Genomic DNA, 19,572 nt, shown 5'->3' with positions numbered 1-19,572 from the left:
CCGTTCCTCGACACTTGGGAGTGTCCGTGGCACGCATCCGCGTCCTGGTGGTGGACGACCACCGCATCTTCGCCGAATCGCTGGCCGCCGCCCTGGCGGCGGAGCCCGACGTCGACGTCGCCGCCGCCGGCAGCGGCCCGGCGGCCCTGCGCTGTCTGGAGCGCGGCGCGGCGGAGGGCCGCCGGTTCGACGTCCTGCTCGTCGACGCCGAGCTGGGCGCGGGCCCCACCGGGGCGGCCGTGGCGCGCGCGGTGCCCGATGACGCCGAGGGCGCCGTGGACGGGATCTCGCTGGTCACGGGCGTACGAAGGATGCAGCCCGCGCTCCGCACGGTCGTCCTCGCGGAGAAGGACGACCCGCGCAGGGCCGCGCTCGCGCTCCAGGCCGGGGCCTCCGGCTGGGTCGCGAAGGACTGCTCGCTGCAGCGGCTGCTCGCGGTGGTGCGGGGGGTGCTGCGGGACGAGACGCACCTGCCGCCCGCGCTGCTCACGGGCGTGCTGCGGGAGCTGACGGAGGTGCGGAAGCACCGGACGGACAGCGAGCGGCTCGTGGAGTCGCTGACCCCGCGCGAGCGGGAGGTGCTGCGCTGCATGGTCGCGGGCCTGGGCCGCAAGGCGGTCGCCGAGCGCCTCTTCCTCTCCCCGCACACGGTCCGTACGCACATGCAGAACGTGCTCGGAAAGCTGGGCGTGCACTCGACGCTCGCGGCGGTGGCGCTGGCCCGCCGGGCGGGCGTGGGCCCCGCGGAGCCGGTGCTAACCGGGGATGTTGTCGAACGGGGCGGTCAGCCGGCGTAGCAGCGCGGCCAGTTCGCCGCGCTGGCCGCGGGAGAGCTGGGCCAGGATGGCGCGCTCCTGGGCGAGGAGTCCGGCGAGCGCCTCGTCGGCGCGGTCGCGGCCCTCGGGGGTGAGCCGGACCAGGACCCCGCGCCGGTCGCTGGGGTCGGGAAGCCGCTCGACGAGGCCCTTCTTGGTGAGCCGGTCGATGCGGTTGGTCATGGTGCCGGACGTGACCAGGGTCTGGGTGAGGAGCTGGCCGGGAGAGAGCTGGTACGGAGCTCCGGCGCGGCGCAGCGAGGTGAGGACGTCGAACTCCCAGGGCTCCAGCTGGTGCTCGGAGAAGGCGAGTCGACGGGCGCGGTCGAGGTGGCGGGCGAGCCGCGAGACGCGGCTGAGCACCTCGAGCGGTTCCACGTCGAGGTCGGGGCGCTCGCGGCGCCATGCTGCGACCAGTCGGTCGACCTCGTCCTCCATGACGATCAGTGTAGAGGGTCTGTTGACATAAAGTCTCTTGTATTCGAGTTTCTCGATATCAAGTATCTTGACCTCAAGATATATTTTCCTGGACTATGGGGAAGGGACCCGGCCGGAACGCCGTTCCGCTTGGGCAACTCGTGCCAGCAAGGGGGCTTCGAACATGCATTCCGTTGAATCCGCCGCACCGACCTGGGATCCACAGCAGTACCTCCGTCACTCCGGCCACCGCACCCGTCCCTTCCTCGATCTCCTCGCCCGAATACCGCGCCTGCCGGCCCAGGACCGGCCCGCCCGCATCGCCGACCTCGGCTGCGGACCCGGCAACGTGACGGTCCTCCTCGCCGACCGGTGGACCGACGCGCACATCACCGGATTCGACCTCTCGCCCGACATGCTGGAACGCGCCGAGAAGGACTGGGCGGGCACCACCCGGGGCGGCGGCTGGCTCGACTTCCGGACCGCCGACGCCGCCCACTGGACGCCGGGCGAGCCCTACGACCTGATCGTCTCCAACGCGGCCCTCCAGTGGGTGCCCAACCATCCCGAGTCCTTCGCCACCTGGATCGACGGACTCCGCCCGGGCGGCACCCTGGCCTTCCAGGTCCCCGGCAACTTCACCTCGCCCAGCCACGCCCTGCTCGGCGAGCTCTGCGAGACCCCCGAGTGGCGGAGCCGCCTCGGCGACCAGGGCCGCCGCTTCGTCCACATCCTCGACACGGCCGACTACCTCACCCGCCTCACCGACCTCGGCTGCGAGGCGGACGTCTGGGAGACCACGTACTGCCAGCTGCTCCAGGGCGAGGACCCGGTCCTCGACTGGGTCAAGGGCACCGCGCTGCGGCCCGTCCTCACGACCCTGGGCGACGACCAGGACGCGGTCGACGCCTTCCTCGCCCAGTACCGCGCGCTCCTCCGCGAGGCCTATCCGCCCGGCCCGCACGGCACGGTCTTTCCCTTCCGGCGGCTGTTCGCCGTCGCCCGCAAGGGCTCGTGACACGCGAGGGCGCCCCGCACCGGAGGACCGGTGCGGGGCGCCCGCCGTGCGCGATCCGATGCCTACGACATCGCGTTGTAGACCTGGTAGCCGTGGCCGATGTTCACCCGGGCGGTGAACTTGCCCGGAGCGATGTTCAGGTAGCGGTAGAGGTCGCCGCCCGAGGTCACGCCGAGCAGGTCGCCCTTGCCGTCGGCGTTGAGGTCACCGGGGGCGACGATCTTGCTGTACGTGTTCCAGCCGGTGCCGATCTTCACCCGCGCCTTGAACGGCGTGGCCGCGACGCCCGTGCCCGCGTACAGGTACAGGTCGCCGCCCGAGGTGCGGGCCACGATGTCCGTGCGGCCGTCGCCCGTGTAGTCACCGGCGCCGAGGATCTTGTTGTACGTCCCCCAGCCGGAGCCGACCTTGATGCGGGACGCGACGGCCGTGCCCGCGCCGTTGCCCTGGTACAGGTACAGGTACCCGGAGCCGTCGCGGGCCAGCAGGTCGCCCTTGCCGTCGCCGGACAGGTCGCCGGGGCCGACGAGCGCGTTGTAGACGCCCCAGCCGGCGCCGATCTTGTTGCTCTCGATGTAGAGGTTGCCCTGGTAGATCTGCGCCAGGTCGGACGAGCCGTCCGTGTTCATCGAGGACAGGTGCGTGACGTTGGCACCCGCCCAGCCGCCCGTGTCGCCGACCTGGCTGCGGGAGCCGAGCTGGCCGGTGGTCCGGACGCCGTACCAGAACATCGTGCCGGCGGTGTCCCGCGCCAGGACGCCTTCCTTGTTGCCGGTGACCGGGATGTTGCCCGCCCCGCCGAACTGCGGGATCCCGTCCCAGCCGCCCGTGTCGCTGGACTGCTGACGGGCGGCGAAGGTGCCGTCGCCCTTGCCCGTGTAGTACCAGAGCGTGCCGTTCAGGTCGCGGGCGAGCAGCTCGCCGTTGCCGTCGCCGTCGTCGTCGCCGACGGGCACGATCTGGTTGTAGATGTTCCAGCCGGTGCCGACCTTCACCCGCGCCGCGAACGGCTGGGACTTGTCGCCCTTGCCGGCGTAGAACCACAGGGTTCCGGCGCTGTCGCGGCCGAGCAGGTCCGCCCAGCCGTCGCCGTTGTTGTCGCCGAAGCCGATCATCTGGTCGTAGATGTTCCAGCCGGTGCCGATCTTCACCCGCGTCGCGAACGGCGCGGTGCGGTTGCCGGTGGCGTAGTACAGGTACAGGTTGCCGTCGTTGTCGCGGGCGACCACGTCGGCACGGCCGTCGTCGTTCACGTCGCCGGGCGCGACGATCTTGTTGTAGATGTTCCAGCCCTTGCCCTGCCAGGCGAGGCTCGCCGTGGTGGGCGTGGCGTCCGCGTACAGGCTGAGGACACCCGTCTGCGACAGCGTCAGGACCTCGGGACCGCTGGCGTTCCCGTCCTGGTTGCCGATCGGGACGACGTCCTTCGGAGGCTCCGAGAAGGACCCGAACTGGCCGCCCTGGCCCGAGGTCGTGGCCGTGTTGACCGTACCGTCCCACTTGCGGAAGATCAGGTCGCCGCTGCCGTCGCCGTCGAAGTCCGACAGCTGAGGAGAGGCGCCGACACCGGTGGCAGCCGCGGCACCCTGACGGGCCGCGCCGGCGGACGGCCGCGTGAGCGGCGGCGTGGTGAAGTCGGCCACCGGCTTGTCGATCGCCGGGCGCGGGCCGGGCTGATCGGCCGAGGCCGGGGTCGCGAGCAGCATGCCCGCGGAGAGTACGAGTGCGGTGCACGCGCTGAGGCGCGCACGGGAGAAGTGCACAGAACGCAAGAGATCCCCCCCAGGGATCAGAATGTCGTCGGACCGGGGACGGGTCCGCGGCGCCTCGCTACGGAGGAAAACGCGTACGAAGGGCGGACACCCCGGTTGTGTGGGGAGCATACCTCCCGGCCCTGACACGGGTTCAACGAGAGGACCCGGCAACCAGGGCGCGCGCACGCTGCCGGTTCCGTCCCTTCCGAGCCCGCCCCCACGAGGGACGCCCCGCACCGGAGAACCGGTGCGGGGCGTCCTGAGTGGTGCGCGGTGCGCGGTACGACTAGTACAGACCGTTGTAGATCTGGTAGCCGGTGCCGATCGAGGCGCGCGGCTTGAACGCGTAGCCCGCGACGCCGGTGCCGGTGTAGCGGAACAGCTCGCCGCCCGCGTTCACCGCGAGCAGGTCGGCCTTGCCGTCACCCGTGATGTCACCGGGGGCGACCAGCTTCGGGTACACGTTCCACCCGCCCCCGACCCTGACGCGCGGCTTGAACGGGTAACCGGCCTGGCCCGTGCCCTGGTACAGGTACAGCGTGCCGTCCTTGGCGCGCGCCACGAGGTCGTTCAGACCGTCGCCGCTGAAGTCGCCCGAACCGATGAGACGGTCGTACGCACCCCAGCCGGAGCCCACCTTGACGCGGGCGCTCACGGCGGTGCCGTACGCGTTGCCGCGGTACAGGTACAGGACGCCGGAACGGTCCCGCGCCAGCAGGTCGCCGCGCCCGTCGCCGCTCAGGTCGCCCGCGCCCACGAGCTGGTTGTAGATGCCCCAGCCGCCGCCGAAGTCGGTGCGGTTGCCGTAGAGGTGCCCGTCGTAGATGAACAGGGTGTCGGAGATGCCGTTGTCATCCAGCGAGCTGGCCTCGAACATGTTGGCACCGGCCCAGCCGCCCGTGTCGCTGATCTGCGCACGCGGGGCCAGCTTGCCGGTCTCCCGCGTGTTGTACCAGAAGAGCGTGCCGGCCTTGTCGCGGGCGAGCATGCCCTCCTTGCCGTGCGCCGGGACGTTGCCCGCACCGCTCAGCTGGGGGCCCTCCGCCCAGGCACCGGCCTGGCTGGCCTGCCTGCGGGCGGCGAAGTGGCCGCCGCCGGTGCCCACGTACGACCACAGGGTGCCGTCGGAGCCACGGGCGAGCACGTCGCCGATGCCGTCACCGCTGAAGTCGTCGATGCCGAGGATCTGGTTGTAGACGTCCCAGCTGTGACCGACCTCCTTGCGGGCCTTCACCGTGTACGGGTTGCCGGTGCTGCCGTAGTAGAAGAGGACGCCGGAGGGCGTACGGGCGAGGAAGTCGCCCTTGCCGTCGCCGTCGCTGTCACCGAGACCGATCAGGTGGTCGTAGGCCCCCCAGCCGTTGCCGACCTTCTGACGGGCGTGGAACGGAGCACCGTACGAGCCGGTGGAGACGTACGCCCACAGCTCGCCGGAGGGCGTACGGGCCAGCACGTCGGCGCGGCCGTCACCGCTGATGTCACCGGGCGAGAAGACCTTGTTGTAGATCTGCCAGCCGGCGCCGCTCCAGCGGAACTCGCCGTAGGACTCGGTGGTGTTGCCGTACAGCGACAGGCGACCGCTGGTCGACAGCGTCAGGACCTCGGGACGGCTGCCGTTCGCGTCCTGGTCGCCGATCGGGATGATGTCCTTGGCGAACGTGGTGGAACCGTCGCCGCGGTAGACCTGGGCGCCGTCGATGTCGCTGGTCGGCACCGAGTAGATCTGGCCGTCGTAGCCGCGGTAGAGGATGTCGCTGACGCCGTCGCCGTCCACGTCGGCGCGCGGCGCGGTACCGGCCTCCGTGGCACCGGCGGTCCCGGCACGGGCACCGTCCGCCTTCGGCAGGATCGGCTTCGGCAGCGAGACACCGGCCGGAGCCGGCTTCTCGACCGCCGGGCGCGGCGACGGCGAGTCCGCCGACGCCGGACCCGCGAGGAGCATGCCCGAGGAGAGGGCGAGAGCGGTGCACGTGGCGACGCGACGGGCACGCTTGGAACGCAGGAAGAACAAAGGATCCCCCCCAGGGATCAGAGGTTCGACAGAACCAAACAGGGGGGCTCGAACAGGCGTCGAACGGCGTCAGCGCATGACAGAAGGCACGCGGAGACGACCTCGTAGGACGGTCGGAACACCCCCCCGGATGTTGAACACGAGTCTACTCTCGGGACGGCCGAGCACCAGATGTTTACTCCACCGAATCCGACCCTCCGGTCAGTTCTTCCGGTGCCCTATCAACCGCGGCTTCTGCTCCAGACCGTCCAGCCCGTGCCACGCCAGGTTCACCAGATGCGCCGCGACCTCCGCCTTCTTCGGCTTGCGGACGTCCAGCCACCACTGACCCGTCAGCGCCACACTGCCCACCAGCGCCTGCGCGTACAGCGGCGCCAGCTTCGGGTCGAAGCCGCGGGCCTTGAACTCCAGACCCAGGATGTCCTCCACCTGCGTGGCGATGTCACTGATCAGCGAGGCGAACGTGCCCGTCGACTGCGCCACCGGCGAATCCCGCACGAGGATCCGGAAACCGTCCGTGTAGTTCTCGATGTAGTCGAGCAGCGCGAACGCCGCCTGCTCCAGGAGCTCCCGCGGATGCCCCGCCGTCAGCGCCCCCGTCACCCCGTCCAGGAGCTGCCGCATCTCCCGGTCGACCACGACCGCGTACAGCCCCTCCTTGCCACCGAAGTGCTCGTACACCACCGGCTTGGAGACGCCGGCCTTCGCCGCGATCTCCTCCACCGACGTGCCCTCGAAACCCTTCTCCGCGAAGAGCGTGCGACCGATGTCGAGCAGCTGCTCCCGGCGCTCCGCGCCCGTCATCCGCACCCGGCGCCCCCGCCGGGGCTTCTGCTCTCCGCCGCTGCTGCCGGTACCGCCGGTCCTGCCCTCGATCGCCACGTCTTCCATCATGCCGCGTCTGCGGACGCGGCCTGGCGGCGGGCTTCGATGCGGGACTTCGTCGGCCAGCGCACATCCGTCGCCCAGCCCAGCTGCTCGAACCAGCGGATCAGCCGCGCACTGGAGTCGACCTGGCCGCGCAGCACCCCGTGCCGCGCCGAGGTCGGGTCCGCGTGGTGCAGGTTGTGCCACGACTCGCCGCAGGACAGCACCGCCAGCCACCACACGTTGCCCGAGCGGTCACGCGACTTGAACGGACGCTTGCCCACCGCGTGACAGATCGAGTTGATCGACCACGTCACGTGGTGCAGCAGCGCCACCCGCACCAGCGAACCCCAGAAGAACGCCGTGAACGCGCCCCACCACGACATCGTCACCAGACCGCCCACCAGCGGCGGGATCGCCAGCGACACGACCGTCCACAGCACGAACTGGCGCGAGATCGCCCGGATCGCCGGATCCTTGATCAGATCGGGGGCGTACTTGTGCTGCGGCGTCCGCTCCTCGTCGAACATCCAGCCGATGTGCGCCCACCACAGGCCCTTCATCAGCGCCGGAACCGTCTCACCGAACCGCCACGGCGAGTGCGGGTCACCCTCCGCGTCGGAGAACTTGTGGTGCTTGCGGTGATCCGCCACCCAGCGGACCAGCGGACCCTCGACCGCCAGCGAACCCATGACCGCGAGCGCGATCCGCAGCGGCCGCTTCGCCTTGAAGGAACCGTGCGTGAAGTACCGGTGGAAACCGATCGTGATCCCGTGGCACCCGATGTAGTACATCGCCACCATCAGCCCCAGATCCAGCCAGCTCACCCCCCGGCCCCAGGCCAGCGGGACGGCGGCGAGCAGCGCCACGAACGGCACCACGATGAACGACGCCAGAGCGATCTGCTCGACCGAACCTTTGCTGTCCCCGCCCAGCGTGGCGGAGGGCAGGGCCGCGGCGTCGTCCTGCGCCTCGGGCGCCGACATCAACTCGGGGCTCATGGTCATGGGTGTCCCTGGGGGGTGAGAGAAAAGGGGGGAAACGCGTCGAAGGGCGAAGCTGTGCCTACGCATCCGTAACCTACGGCGTCGTAAGTATGGCAGCGCCGTGGCGCGCGGCAAGAGGGCACAAGAGGACCCTGGCCGCCGTCCGGAACGTGGACACCTATCCTGGGTGCGTCGGACAGCGCGGTCCGCAAGCCTCCAGAACCCCTCCAGACGTGCTCAAACACTGCAAGGAGCCGCACCTGTGAGCAGTGCCGACCAGACCCCCACCGCCAGCACCGAGCTGCGCGCCGACATCCGCCGACTGGGCGATCTTCTCGGCGAGACCCTCGTACGCCAGGAAGGCCACGAGCTCCTCGACCTCGTCGAGAAGGTCCGCCGCCTCACCCGCGAGGACGGCGAGGCCGCCGCCGAGCTGCTCCGAGGCGTCGAACTCGAGACCGCCGCGAAGCTCGTACGCGCGTTCTCCACCTACTTCCACCTCGCGAACGTCACCGAGCAGGTCCACCGCGGCCGCGAGATGCGCGAGAAGCGCGCCGCCGAGGGCGGCCTCCTCGCCCGCACCGCCGACATGCTCAAGGACGGCGACCCCGAGCACGTCCGCGAGACGGTCAAGAACCTCAACGTACGGCCCGTCTTCACCGCGCACCCCACCGAAGCCGCCCGCCGCTCCGTCCTCAACAAGCTCCGCCGGATCGCCGCCCTCCTGGAGACCCCCGTCGTCCAGGCCGACCGGCGCCGCACCGACCTGAGGCTCGCCGAGAACATCGACCTCATCTGGCAGACCGACGAGCTCCGCGTGGTCCGCCCCGAGCCCGCCGACGAAGCCCGCAACGCCATCTACTACCTCGACGAACTGCACGCCAACGCCGTCGGCGACGTCCTGGAGGACCTCGCCGCCGAGCTCGAGCGCGTCGGCGTCGAGCTGCCCGCCGGCACCCGCCCGCTCACCTTCGGCACCTGGATCGGCGGCGACCGCGACGGCAACCCCAACGTCACCCCCCAGGTGACCTGGGACGTCCTGATCCTCCAGCACGAGCACGGCATCACCGACGCCCTCGAACTCGTCGACTTCCTCCGCGGACTCCTCTCCAACTCCATCCGCTACACCGGAGCCACCCAGGAACTCCTGGACTCCCTCCAGCGCGACCTGGAACTCCTCCCGGAGATCAGCCCCCGCTACAAGCGCCTCAACGCCGAGGAGCCGTACCGGCTCAAGGCCACCTGCATCCGGCAGAAGCTCGTCAACACCCGCGAGCGCCTCGCCCACGGCACCCCGCACCAGGACGGCCGCGACTACCTCGGCACCGCCGAACTCATCCGCGACCTCACCCTGATCCAGACCTCGCTGCGCGAGCACCGCGGCGCCCTCTTCGCCGACGGCCGCATGGACCGGGTCATCCGCACCCTCTCCGCCTTCGGCCTCCAGCTCGCCACCATGGACGTCCGCGAGCACGCCGAGGCCCACCACCACGCCCTCGGCCAGCTCTTCGACCGCCTCGGCGAGGAGTCCTGGCGCTACGCGGACATGCCCCGCGACTACCGGCAGAAGCTGCTCGCCAAGGAGCTGCGCTCACGCCGCCCGCTCGCCCCGACCCCGGCCCCGCTCGACGCCGCCGGCGAGAAGACCCTCGGCGTCTTCCACACCGTCAAGGAGGCCTTCGAGCGCTTCGGCCCCGAGGTCATCGAGTCGTACATCATCTCGATGTGCCAGGGCGCCGACGACGTCTTCGCCGCCGCCGTCCTCGCCCGCGAGGCCGGCCTCGTCGACCTGCACGGCGGCTGGGCCAAGATCGGCATCGTGCCGCTCCTGGAGACCACCGACGAGCTCAAGGCCGCCGACGTCATCCTCGACGACATGCTCGCCGACCCCTCCTACCGGCGCCTCGTCTCGCTCCGCGGCGACGTCCAGGAGGTCATGCTCGGCTACTCGGACTCCTCCAAGTTCGGCGGCATCACCACCTCCCAGTGGGAGATCCACCGCGCCCAGCGCCGCCTCCGCGACGTCGCCCACCGCTACGGGGTCCGGCTGAGGCTGTTCCACGGCCGCGGCGGCACCGTCGGCCGCGGCGGCGGCCCCTCGCACGACGCGATCCTCGCCCAGCCCTGGGGCACCCTGGAGGGCGAGATCAAGGTGACCGAGCAGGGCGAGGTCATCTCCGACAAGTACCTCATCCCGTCCCTCGCCCGCGAGAACCTCGAACTGACCGTCGCCGCCACCCTGCAGGCCTCCGCACTGCACACCGCGCCGCGCCAGTCCGACGAGGCCCTCGCCCGCTGGGACGCGGCCATGGACACCGTCTCGGACGCCGCCCACACCGCGTACCGCAGGCTCGTCGAGGACCCCGACCTCCCCGCGTACTTCTTCGCGGCCACCCCCGTCGACCAGCTCGCCGACCTCCACCTCGGCTCCCGGCCCTCGCGCCGCCCCGACTCGGGCGCCGGCCTCGACGGACTCCGCGCCATCCCCTGGGTGTTCGGCTGGACCCAGTCCCGGCAGATCGTCCCCGGCTGGTACGGCGTCGGCTCCGGCCTCAAGGCCCTCCGCGAAGCCGGCCTCGACCCGGTCCTCGGCGAGATGTACGAGCGGTGGGGCTTCTTCCGCAACTTCCTCTCCAACGTCGAGATGACGCTGGCCAAGACGGACCTGCGGATCGCCCGCCACTACGTCGACACCCTCGTCTCCGACGACCTCAAGCACGTCTTCGACACCATCGAGGCCGAGCACGCGCTGACCGTCGCCGAGGTCCTCAAGGTCACCGGCGGCGAGCGGCTCCTCGACTCCAACCCGGTCCTCCAGCAGACCTTCGCCATCCGCGACGCCTACCTGGACCCGATCTCCTACCTCCAGGTCGCGCTCCTCGCCCGCCAGCGCGCGGACGCCGAGCGCGGCGAGGACCCCGACCCGCTGCTCGCCCGGGCCCTGCTCCTCACCGTCAACGGCGTGGCGGCGGGCCTCCGCAACACCGGCTGACGGTCCTTCCGCACGCATGACGAAGCCCCCGTGGAATCCTCCACGGGGGCTTCGTCACGACGGAGTACGTCAGTTCTGCTGGGCCTTGCGACGGCGGGTCACCAGGACCGCACCGGCAGCCGCGAGGGCCAGAGCGGCGGCGGCGAGGATGCCGACCGGAGCGCTGGAACCGGTCTCGGCGAGGTTGCCGCCCTCGTCCTTGACCTCGCCGCCGGTGGTGGAGCCACCCGTGGCGGAGGTGTCACCGGAAGCCGAACCGCCGGTGGCGGTGGTGTCACCGGTGGTGGAACCGCCGGTCGCGGTCGTCTCACCCGTGGTGGAGCCGCCCGTCGTGGTGGTCTCACCCGTGGTGGTCTCGCCCGTGGTGGAGCCGCCGGTGGTCGTCTCACCGGTGGTCGAACCACCCGTGGTCTGCTCACCGGTGGTGGAGCCGCCCGTGGTCGTCTCACCGGTGGTCGAACCGCCGGTGGTCTGCTCACCGGTCGTGCCGCCGGTCGTGGAGGTGGCCACGCAGGTGTGGGACAGGTTGAACCAGCCCTGCTTGATCACGCCGTCGACCTCGGCCTCGGCCGAGACCAGCTTCGCGCCCGGCTCGGAGGCCACGTACGCGTGCTTGTCCGACGGCGGACCGAAGGTCGTGATGACCTGCTCGCCGCCCGGCTCGAAGGTCACCGTCAGCTTGGTGAAGTCCGCGGTGTTGCCGGGGATGACGAAGTGCCAGCCGTCCTTGTCCGCCGGGATCGTCGGGCAGTCGCCGTCGTGGGGCGCCTCCGACGCGAGGATCGGCGTCTCCTGGTGCAGCTTGTACGTGTGAGAGCCGTCCGACGCGAAGGCGGCGGGGGCCAGGGTCAGAGAGCCCGCCATGGCCGCGACAAGAGCGGCTGCGGGTATGAGGGAGCGTCGCATGTGCAGTCGTCCATCTGTGGGATGAGGATGCCGTGGGAGGTGGCTGGGGCAGCCTATCCGTCGCCTTAAGTCGCCTTTAAGTCAGCGGTCCATAACGATTGACCCAGGAACCGGGCGCAAACGGGTCAGAGTGCGAAGAACGCCGCCACCAGAACCGCCCCGCCAACCCCCGCCAGCGACCACGCCGTCCGCGGCAGCCGCATCCCGCCGCCCACCAACGGCGCCGCCAGCAACAGCGCCCCGCCCAGCGGGAGCCACGCGTGCAACCCGCCGCCCCAGCCCGTCCGTACGCCCTCGTCCGTGCCCGGCTTCACCACCACCGGGATCGTCACGCCCTTCTCCGCCGCCACCGAACGCGCGATCGTCAGCGTCCGGCGCGTCGACGACGGGTCCTCCGGGGCGTAACGGCCGCTGCACGTCTCGTCGGTGCAGTCGGTCACCGTCAGCGTCCCGTGCTCGCGGCCCTTGGAGAGCAGGACGTGCTGGGCCGAGTTCCACGAGGCCCAGGCGCCCGCGACGAGGAGGAGCAGGGCGACCAGGGCCATGGCTGCGTTACGGACGTGCGTCATGACCCGCGATCGTACAGTCGTACGTTCCGATCGCCAGACCCTACGAGTTGTACGCCGACTGGGCCCGCTCCAGACCCTCCGCCACCAGGCACTCCACCGAGTCCGCCGCCCGGTCCACGAACCAGTCCAGATCCTTGCGCTCCGCCGACGAGAAGTCCTTCAGGACGAAGTCCGCGACCTGCATCCGGCCCGGCGGCCGCCCGATCCCGCACCGCACCCGGTGGTACTCCGCACCCATCGCCTTCGTCATCGACTTCAGACCGTTGTGCCCGTTGTCGCCGCCGCCCACCTTCAGCCGCAGCATCCCGTAATCGATGTCCAGCTCGTCGTGGACCGCCACGACATGCGCCGTCGGCACCTTGTAGAAGTCCCGCAGCGCCGTCACCGGACCGCCCGAGAGATTCATGTACGACATCGGCTTCGCGAGGATCACCCGCCGGTTCTCCGGGCCGGGAGGCCCCATCCGTCCCTCGACGACCTGCGCCTGGGCCTTCTGCGCCCGCTTGAACGAGCCGCGGATCCGGTCCGCCAGCAGATCCACGACCATGAAGCCGATGTTGTGGCGGTTGGCCGCGTACTCGGGCCCCGGATTGCCGAGGCCGACGATCAGCCAGGGGGCGTTCGCGTCGTCCGTCATGTGCCTCAGGTCTCCTCGTATCCGTACAAGAGAAGTGTCCGTACAAGTGTCCGTACAAGAGAAACGGGGCGACGGGCCCGTACGGCCCGTCACCCCGTCACGTCAGGCAGAGCCTACGGCTCAGGCCTCGGCGACCTCGGTGGCCTCGGTCTCGGCGGCCGGCTCCTCGGCCTGCGCGGCCAGGACCTGCAGGACGACGGCGTCGGCGTCGGTCACCAGGGTCGAACCCTTCGGGAGGGCGATGTCACCGGCGAGGACGGAGGCACCGGCCTCCAGGCCCTCGACGGAGACCGTGACGGCCTCGGGAAGGTGGGTGGCCTCGGCCTCGATGGAGAGGGTGCTGAGCACGTGCTCCAGCAGGTTGCCACCGGCGGCGAGCTCACCCTCGGCCTGGACCGGGATCTCGACCGTGACCTTCTCGCCACGCTTGACGAGGAGCAGGTCGACGTGGACCAGGAAGCCCTTGATGGCGTCACGCTGGACGGCCTTCGGGATCGCCAGCTCGTTCTTGCCGTCGATGTCCAGGGACAGCAGGACGTTCGGCGTACGCAGCGCCAGCGCCAGGTCGTGGGCCGGGAGGGTGATGTGCGCCGGCTCCGAGCCGTGGCCGTAGACGACGGCGGGAACCTGGGCGGCACGGCGGATCGAGCGGGCGGCGCCCTTGCCGAACTCGGTACGGACGGCGGCGGCGAGCTTGACCTCGGACATGGTGCACTCCTCGTAGAAAAGGTGACGAAAGACGTGGTCACCCGGCCACGACTGGCGATGGCCTGCTACGAAGAGCGCGTCGATAACGGACCGCCGTGACCCTCTACGGGTACGGCCTCCCTCGCCGAGCAACTACGGCAGTCTACCGGCCGCCCGCCCTACCACCCAATTCGATCACTCAAACACGGCGGAGGGCCGCTCCCCCGAACGGGGAAACGGCCCTCCGCGACAGCCTCAGGCGGCTCAGTGCTCCTCGAAGAGGCTCGTCACCGAACCGTCCTCGAAGACCTCACGCACCGCGCGCGCGATCGTCGGCGCGATCGACAGCACCGTGATCTTGTCGAGCTCCAGGGCACCCGGCACCGGCAGCGTGTCCGTGAAGACGAACTCGCTGACCTTGGAGTTCTTCAGCCGGTCCGCGGCCGGACCCGACAGGATGCCGTGCGTGGCCGTCACGATGACGTCCTCGGCACCGTGCGCGAACAGGGCGTCCGCGGCCGCGCAGATCGTGCCGCCCGTGTCGACCATGTCGTCGACGAGGACACAGACGCGGCCCTTCACGTCACCGACGACCTCGTGCACGGTCACCTGGTTGGCGACGTCCTTGTCACGACGCTTGTGCACGATCGCGAGCGGCGCGTCCAGACGGTCGCACCAGCGGTCGGCGACCCGCACGCGGCCCGCGTCCGGCGAGACGATCGTCAGCTTGTCGCGGTCGACCTTCGCACCCACGTAGTCCGCGAGGACCGGGAGGGCCGAAAGGTGATCCACCGGGCCGTCGAAGAAGCCCTGGATCTGGTCGGTGTGCAGGTCCACCGTCAGGATGCGGTCCGCACCCGCCGTCTTCAGCAGGTCCGCCACCAGACGCGCCGAGATCGGCTCACGGCCGCGGTGCTTCTTGTCCTGACGGGCATAGCCGTACGACGGGATGATCACGGTGATGCTCCGAGCGGAAGCCCGCTTCAGAGCATCGATCATGATCAGCTGCTCCATGATCCACTTGTTGATCGGAGCCGTGTGGCTCTGGATCAGGAAGCAGTCCGCGCCGCGAGCCGACTCCTGGAAGCGGACGTAGATCTCACCGTTGGCGAAGTCGAACGCCTTGGTCGGAACGAGGCCGACGCCCAGCTGGTGCGCGACCTCCTCGGCCAGCTCGGGGTGGGCGCGGCCGGAGAAGAGCATCAGCTTCTTCTCGCCGGTCGTCTTGATCCCGGTCACAGCACTGTCTCCTCAGACGTGTTGTCTGGCCGCGTTCCACGAGCTGTCGTGCGCGTGTGCGAGCCAGCCGAATTTGTGTGCACGTATCACGGTACGCCGAGTTCGACGTACCCGTTTCCGGTCAGCTTTCGCCGGCGGACTCCTCCGAGGCGGCCTGAGCGGCCTGCGCGGCAGCGCTGCCGGGACGCTTGCGGGCCACCCAACCCTCGATATTCCGCTGCTGGCCCCGCGCCACGGCGAGCGAACCTGCCGGCACGTCCTTCGTGATCACGGACCCCGCGGCGGTGTAGGCCCCGTCCCCGATGGTGATGGGAGCCACAAACATGTTGTCCGAACCCGTACGGCAGTGAGAGCCGATCGTGGTGTGGTGCTTCGCCTCGCCGTCGTAGTTCACGAAGACGCTCGCCGCGCCGATGTTCGTGTACTCGCCGATCGTCGCGTCACCCACGTACGACAGGTGCGGGACCTTCGTCCCCTCGCCGATCGTCGCGTTCTTCATCTCGACGTACGTACCGGCCTTCGACTTCTTGCCGAGGTTCGTCCCCGGACGGAGGTACGCGAACGGGCCCACGGACGCGCCCTCGCCGACGGTCGCGGAGAAGGCCACGGTGTTGTCCACCCGCGCGCCCTTGCCCACGGTGACGTCCGTCAGACGCGTGTTCGGACCGACCACGGCGTCCTCGGAGATGTGCGTCGCACCGAGCAGCTGCGTACCCGGCAGGATCACGGCGTCGGCCTCGAAGGTCACGGTCACGTCCACCAGGACGGAAGCGGGGTCCTGGACCGTCACGCCCGCCATCATGGCCGCCTCCAGGAGACGCCCGTTCAGCAGCGCGCGGGCCTCGGCCAGCTGCACGCGGTTGTTGATCCCCAGGATCTCGCGGTGGTCGCCGGCGACCGAGGCACCGACCCGGTGACCCGCCTCGCGCAGGATCGACAGCACGTCGGTGAGGTACTCCTCGCCCTGACTGTTGTCCGTCCGCACCTGGCCCAGCGCCTCGGCGAGCAGCTTCCCGTCGAACGCGAACACACCGGAGTTGATCTCCCGGATCGCGAGCTGGGCCGCGGAGGCGTCCTTGTGCTCGACGATCTCGGTCACGGCGCCGGAACCGTCCCGGACGATCCGGCCGTATCCCGTGGAGTCCGGCACCTCGGCGGTCAGCACGGTCACGGCGTTGCCGTCCGCGGCGTGCGTGCCGGCGAGGGCCTTCAGCGTCTCCCCGGACAGCAGCGGAGTGTCACCGCAGACGACGACGACGGTCCCGTCGGGCACCGCGCCCAGCTCCTCCAGAGCCATCCGCACGGCGTGCCCGGTGCCGTTCTGCTGCTCCTGGACGGCGGTCCGGGTCCCCGCGTAGTGCTGCTCCAGGTGCCCCTTCACCTGCTCCCGGGCGTGCCCGACGACCACGACGAGGTGCTCGGGCTCCAACTCGCGGGCGGCGGACACGACATGCCCGACGAGCGAACGCCCGGCGATCTCGTGCAGGACCTTGGGGGTCTTCGACTTCATGCGGGTGCCCTCACCCGCTGCGAGGACGACGACGGCTGCCGGGCGGTTGGCGCTCACAGGAATGCCCTTCGGCTTTGGGTGGTGGACCCACGAAGGATACCGGGGGGCAAGGCGGCGGACATGAGTGCGGGTCCTGACCTGGACGGTCAGGACCCGCAGCGCATGGGCTCCCGGAGAAGGATTCGAACCCTCATTCAATGGACCAAAACCATTTGTCCTGCCCTTAGACGATCCGGGAAGGTTCGCCCTCTATGCCCGAATTCCCATTTGGGGGGTCCGGACGGCCCCTACTATGCCGCACCAGGCCCCTTCGATGCGACGGTAGAGATCGGCGCTCCCGAGAATTCGGATCACGAGGCAGCCGTGATAGCCGGCGTTCACGTTCTTGCGGTTGGTTCGAGGGTTGTGGCGCTTGATCGTCGCCTTGCCGAAGGCCGAGGGGGCGGCGCCGACGAGGTCGCCCCAGTAGCGCTCGGCGGCGGCCGCGTCCGCGGTCTCGTGGATCATCACGCCGTACTTCCGCCGCTCGGGTTCGACGCCGAGGAGGTCGAGCCATGCGGCGAAGACCCGGATCATCCCCGGGTCGCTGTTCACGAACACCACGCGTTCCCGGCGGGCGTGCGGCTTGTCCTTCGTGCCCTCCGCCCAGTAGAGGCCCACGCCCAGCAGGAACAGTTCGCGCTCCGACATCGCGCCGATCTCTTCGGACGCCTCGCGCTTGACGGTTTGCCGCTCCCCCTCGCGTCGGCGCAGGGTCGCCTCCCAGCCCCGCCTGGCGATCTCGGACGCCTCCTCCCGGGTCCGCGTCCGTTCCGGCTTCGGGAGATCCCGTACCCACAGGGAGATCGAGCTCTTCGAGCAGCCCAGTTCGACCTGGATCTGGTCGTAGGTCATGCCCTGGAGGCGCAGCTCGCGGGCCCGGTGGCGGAGGTCGTCCTTGGCGTTGGGGCGCTTCGTCCAGGCCGGTGGGGGTTCTCCTTCCAGGAGGCGGTTGAGGATGTCGTTGTTGTCGACGTGGAGGCAGTCGCGGATCTGGCGGCGGCTGAGGCCCTCGCGGCGGAGCGCGACCGCCTGCTCGCGCAGGTTCTCGAAGTCCGCGTACTTGCTGGTGGTGGCAGTCATACGAACACCATCGTCCGGAATGCGGACGTCCGGTTCGAAAATGCGGGCGATTCAATAGTTCGAGGGACTCGTGTGCGCCGCGTTGACGGCAGGGCTCGCCCGTAGGGTGGTGGGTATGACCACAACGGGGGCAGACCGGGACGCCGTGGGCGTCGGGAGTTGGTGGTGGTGGGGGAGACGGCGCAGCGCCGTGCTCGATGTCGGGCTCGCCGTCGTGTCCGCGCTGGAGTGCGCGGTCGAGGGCATCGGGTTCGCCGACAAGGCCTCGCTGCCCGTGCCCGTGGGCGTGCTGTTCGGGCTGGCCGTGGGATCCGTGCTGCTCGTGCGGCGCCGCTGGCCCATCGCCGTCGTACTCGTCTCGATCGCCGTCGCGCCCGCCGAGATGGGCTTCCTGATGGGGATCGTCGGGCTGTACTCGCTCGCCGCCTCCGAGGTGCCCCGGCGGATCACCGCCGTGCTCGCCGGGATGTCGACGCTCGCCGTGTTCGTCGTGACGGTGGTGCGGATGCGGCAGGACGTCGCCCAGGCCGACGTCGGTCCGCCGGACATCGATCCCAGCGGCTGGTACGTGCCGAGCGTCTCCCTCTTCATGACGCTCGGGCTCAACGCGCCCCCGGTGCTCTTCGGCCTCTACATAGGGGCGCGCCGCCGGCTCATGGAGAGCCTGCGGGAGCGTGCGGACAGTCTGGAGCAGGAGCTGTCGCTGCTCGCCGACCGGGCCGAGCAGCGGGCGCAGTGGGCGCGGCAGGAGGAGCGGACGCGGATCGCGCGCGAGATGCACGACGTGGTGGCGCACCGGGTGTCGCTGATGGTGGTGCACGCGGCGGCGCTGCAGGCGGTGGCGTTGAAGGATCCGCAGAAGGCCGTGAGGAACGCGGCGCTCGTGGGGGACATGGGCCGGCAGGCCCTGACGGAGCTGCGGGAGATGCTGGGGGTGCTCCGGGAGGGGGCTGCTCCGGCGGCGCCCGCGGTGGTGCCGCTGGCGGCCGTGGGGCGGGCGGCCGCTGCAGCCGCCGAGGCCGCGGCGGAGGACGGGCCGTGTCTGGACGCGGTGGAGGCGTTGTGCGAGCAGTCGCGGCTGGCGGGGGCGGTCGTGGAGCTGGTGGTGATCGGTGAGGCGCGTCCGTATGTCCCGGAGGTGGAGCGGACGGCGTACCGGGTGGTGCAGGAGGCGCTGACGAACGTGCACAAGCACGCGGCGGGCGCGAAGGTCGTGGTGCGGCTCGCGCACCGGGGTTCCGAGGTCGCGATGCAGGTGGAGAACGGGCCGTCGGACGCGGCGGTGGCCGATGTGGGGCTGCCGAGCGGGGGGAACGGGCTCGTCGGGATGCGGGAGCGGGTCGTGCGGCTCGGAGGCGTGTTCGTGTCGGGGCCGACGGACGCGGGCGGCTTCAAGGTCTCGGCGGTTCTGCCGACGGCGGTCTAGCGGGCCTCGGCGGCGCGGCGGAGGGCGGCCCGGCCGCGGGCCCGGCCGTCGGCCTGATGGTGGTCCAGCGGTCCGGCCGTCCTGTCGACGGGTCCCGGCCTCCCGCCTCCCGGTCGTCTAGCCCGCCGTGAGGCGGGTCGGCTGGGCTCCTGTGATCAGGGTCGACAGGGCCGCGTCGATGTCCTTGCCCAGGTACCAGTCGCCCGCGTGGTCGAGGCTGTAGACCCGGCCTTCGACGTCCATCGCCAGGACGGCCTGGTGCTCGCCCTCCTCGCCGAGCGGGGCGAGCTCGGTGTCCAGGGCGCGGCCGAGGTCGGCGAGGGTGCGGGAGAGGTGGAGTCCGGCGAGCGGGTCGAAGCGGACGGCGGCGGGCGCTATCTGCCGGCCGTGGCCGGGTGCGCTGATCCGCAGTCCGCCGAATTCGGCCCAGGCCTCGACGGCGGCGGGGAAGACGCTGTGCCGGTGGCCGGCGGGGGAGAGGTGGGCGCGCAGCGTGTCGGCCCATTCTTCGGCGAGCTTGATGTCCCAGCGGCCGGGCTGCCAGCCGGCCTCGCGGAGGGCGGCGTCGACGTTGACCGGGAAGCGCGTGGTGCTGAGGTGGTCGGGCATGGGGGTG

The 19,572-nt window shown here is 70.6% G+C and carries 17 protein-coding genes and 1 tRNA gene; 4 read left to right on the top strand and 14 right to left on the bottom strand.

The annotated features are described in order from the left end of the window. The first annotated feature begins 26 nt into the window (after positions 1-26). The gene (locus ACN9M0_RS14390) at positions 27-797 is read left to right on the top strand and encodes a response regulator transcription factor (protein ID WP_366039199.1); all 771 of its coding nucleotides are present in this window, start codon (positions 27-29) and stop codon (positions 795-797) included. On the opposite strand, the gene ACN9M0_RS14385 is transcribed toward ACN9M0_RS14390, so the two are convergent. Beyond that, a complete protein-coding gene (locus tag ACN9M0_RS14385; RefSeq protein WP_329853265.1) occupies positions 756-1,253 on the bottom strand; it encodes a MarR family winged helix-turn-helix transcriptional regulator in 498 nt (165 codons plus the stop codon). The genes ACN9M0_RS14390 and ACN9M0_RS14385 overlap by 42 nt on opposite strands. 163 nt (positions 1,254-1,416) lie before the next feature. Between ACN9M0_RS14385 and ACN9M0_RS14380 the strand changes: the two genes are divergently transcribed. Then, positions 1,417-2,250, top strand: a complete 834-nt coding sequence (locus ACN9M0_RS14380; protein WP_366039200.1) for a trans-aconitate 2-methyltransferase — start codon at positions 1,417-1,419, stop codon at positions 2,248-2,250. Between the two features lie 62 nt (positions 2,251-2,312). Here the strand turns inward: ACN9M0_RS14380 and ACN9M0_RS14375 are convergent, their stop codons facing one another. From ACN9M0_RS14375 to ACN9M0_RS14360, 4 genes are all read right to left on the bottom strand, one after another. Then, positions 2,313-3,956, bottom strand: a complete 1,644-nt coding sequence (locus ACN9M0_RS14375; protein WP_399698691.1) for an FG-GAP repeat domain-containing protein — start codon at positions 3,954-3,956, stop codon at positions 2,313-2,315. Positions 3,957-4,290: 334 nt separating this feature from the next. Further along, positions 4,291-6,015 carry an FG-GAP repeat domain-containing protein gene (locus tag ACN9M0_RS14370; RefSeq protein ID WP_426403696.1) on the bottom strand — a complete coding sequence of 575 codons (1,725 nt, stop codon included), beginning with the start codon at positions 6,013-6,015 and terminating at the stop codon, positions 4,291-4,293. 201 nt (positions 6,016-6,216) lie between these two features. Continuing rightward, positions 6,217-6,909, bottom strand: a complete 693-nt coding sequence (locus ACN9M0_RS14365; RefSeq protein ID WP_189805565.1) for a TetR/AcrR family transcriptional regulator — start codon at positions 6,907-6,909, stop codon at positions 6,217-6,219. Beyond that, complete coding sequence (locus ACN9M0_RS14360; protein ID WP_426403695.1) at positions 6,906-7,889, bottom strand: acyl-CoA desaturase; 984 nt, start codon at positions 7,887-7,889, stop codon at positions 6,906-6,908. Before ACN9M0_RS14360 ends, ACN9M0_RS14365 begins: the two co-directional genes overlap by 4 nt. A gap of 241 nt (positions 7,890-8,130) precedes the next feature. On the opposite strand from ACN9M0_RS14360, the gene ppc reads away from it, so the two are divergent. Continuing rightward, a complete protein-coding gene (ppc, locus tag ACN9M0_RS14355) occupies positions 8,131-10,860 on the top strand; it encodes a phosphoenolpyruvate carboxylase (RefSeq protein ID WP_426403694.1) in 2,730 nt (909 codons plus the stop codon). Between the two features lie 69 nt (positions 10,861-10,929). On the opposite strand, the gene ACN9M0_RS14350 is transcribed toward ppc, so the two are convergent. From ACN9M0_RS14350 to ACN9M0_RS14315, 8 genes are all read right to left on the bottom strand, one after another. Continuing rightward, positions 10,930-11,766, bottom strand: a complete 837-nt coding sequence (locus tag ACN9M0_RS14350) for an LPXTG cell wall anchor domain-containing protein (RefSeq protein ID WP_366037941.1) — start codon at positions 11,764-11,766, stop codon at positions 10,930-10,932. A gap of 125 nt (positions 11,767-11,891) precedes the next feature. After that, positions 11,892-12,335, bottom strand: coding sequence for a hypothetical protein (locus ACN9M0_RS14345; RefSeq protein WP_366037940.1), 444 nt, complete (start codon positions 12,333-12,335; stop codon positions 11,892-11,894). A 40-nt stretch (positions 12,336-12,375) separates the two neighbouring features. Continuing rightward, positions 12,376-12,972, bottom strand: a complete 597-nt coding sequence (pth, locus tag ACN9M0_RS14340; protein WP_399698695.1) for an aminoacyl-tRNA hydrolase — start codon at positions 12,970-12,972, stop codon at positions 12,376-12,378. 120 nt (positions 12,973-13,092) lie between these two features. Further along, positions 13,093-13,680 (bottom strand): 50S ribosomal protein L25/general stress protein Ctc, encoded by a 588-nt coding sequence (locus ACN9M0_RS14335; protein ID WP_366037938.1) that lies wholly within the window; start codon positions 13,678-13,680, stop codon positions 13,093-13,095. A gap of 243 nt (positions 13,681-13,923) precedes the next feature. Continuing rightward, entirely contained in the window at positions 13,924-14,898 is a 975-nt protein-coding gene (locus ACN9M0_RS14330) for a ribose-phosphate diphosphokinase (RefSeq protein ID WP_352026009.1), read from the bottom strand. A 121-nt stretch (positions 14,899-15,019) separates the two neighbouring features. Then, entirely contained in the window at positions 15,020-16,465 is a 1,446-nt protein-coding gene (gene glmU, locus ACN9M0_RS14325; protein ID WP_366037937.1) for a bifunctional UDP-N-acetylglucosamine diphosphorylase/glucosamine-1-phosphate N-acetyltransferase GlmU, read from the bottom strand. Between the two features lie 110 nt (positions 16,466-16,575). Continuing rightward, positions 16,576-16,646, bottom strand: a tRNA-Gln gene (locus ACN9M0_RS14320). A gap of 11 nt (positions 16,647-16,657) precedes the next feature. Further along, complete coding sequence (locus ACN9M0_RS14315) at positions 16,658-17,530, bottom strand: hypothetical protein (protein ID WP_426403693.1); 873 nt, start codon at positions 17,528-17,530, stop codon at positions 16,658-16,660. A gap of 115 nt (positions 17,531-17,645) precedes the next feature. Here ACN9M0_RS14315 and ACN9M0_RS14310 point away from each other — a divergent pair, with 115 nt between their 5' ends. Then, positions 17,646-18,956: a sensor histidine kinase gene (locus tag ACN9M0_RS14310; RefSeq protein ID WP_366037935.1), complete on the top strand. Its 1,311-nt coding sequence runs from the start codon at positions 17,646-17,648 to the stop codon at positions 18,954-18,956. A gap of 117 nt (positions 18,957-19,073) precedes the next feature. On the opposite strand, the gene ACN9M0_RS14305 is transcribed toward ACN9M0_RS14310, so the two are convergent. Further along, positions 19,074-19,565: an SUKH-3 domain-containing protein gene (locus ACN9M0_RS14305; protein ID WP_366037934.1), complete on the bottom strand. Its 492-nt coding sequence runs from the start codon at positions 19,563-19,565 to the stop codon at positions 19,074-19,076. Positions 19,566-19,572 lie beyond the last annotated feature (7 nt).

Source organism: Streptomyces sp. R-07, assembly GCF_049913175.1.
Taxonomy (GTDB): domain Bacteria; phylum Actinomycetota; class Actinomycetes; order Streptomycetales; family Streptomycetaceae; genus Streptomyces.
Note: the sequence above shows the minus strand (reverse complement) of the source record. Positions and strands in the feature narration are given on the sequence as shown.

Bases quoted from the DNA above. Each gene is read 5' to 3' on its own strand.
- ACN9M0_RS14335 (WP_366037938.1), bottom strand. From the start codon at position 13,680: ATGTCCGAGGTCAAGCTCGCCGCCGCCGTCCGTACCGAGTTCGGCAAG.
- ACN9M0_RS14345 (WP_366037940.1), bottom strand. From the start codon at position 12,335: ATGACGCACGTCCGTAACGCAGCCATGGCCCTGGTCGCCCTGCTCCTC.
- ACN9M0_RS14365 (WP_189805565.1), bottom strand. From the start codon at position 6,909: ATGATGGAAGACGTGGCGATCGAGGGCAGGACCGGCGGTACCGGCAGC.
- ACN9M0_RS14315 (WP_426403693.1), bottom strand. From the start codon at position 17,530: ATGACTGCCACCACCAGCAAGTACGCGGACTTCGAGAACCTGCGCGAG.
- ACN9M0_RS14310 (WP_366037935.1), top strand. From the start codon at position 17,646: ATGACCACAACGGGGGCAGACCGGGACGCCGTGGGCGTCGGGAGTTGG.
- pth (WP_399698695.1), bottom strand. From the start codon at position 12,972: ATGACGGACGACGCGAACGCCCCCTGGCTGATCGTCGGCCTCGGCAAT.
- ACN9M0_RS14385 (WP_329853265.1), bottom strand. From the start codon at position 1,253: ATGGAGGACGAGGTCGACCGACTGGTCGCAGCATGGCGCCGCGAGCGC.
- ACN9M0_RS14350 (WP_366037941.1), bottom strand. From the start codon at position 11,766: ATGCGACGCTCCCTCATACCCGCAGCCGCTCTTGTCGCGGCCATGGCG.
- ACN9M0_RS14375 (WP_399698691.1), bottom strand. From the start codon at position 3,956: ATGCTGCTCGCGACCCCGGCCTCGGCCGATCAGCCCGGCCCGCGCCCG.
- ACN9M0_RS14380 (WP_366039200.1), top strand. From the start codon at position 1,417: ATGCATTCCGTTGAATCCGCCGCACCGACCTGGGATCCACAGCAGTAC.
- ACN9M0_RS14360 (WP_426403695.1), bottom strand. From the start codon at position 7,889: ATGACCATGAGCCCCGAGTTGATGTCGGCGCCCGAGGCGCAGGACGAC.
- ACN9M0_RS14305 (WP_366037934.1), bottom strand. From the start codon at position 19,565: ATGCCCGACCACCTCAGCACCACGCGCTTCCCGGTCAACGTCGACGCC.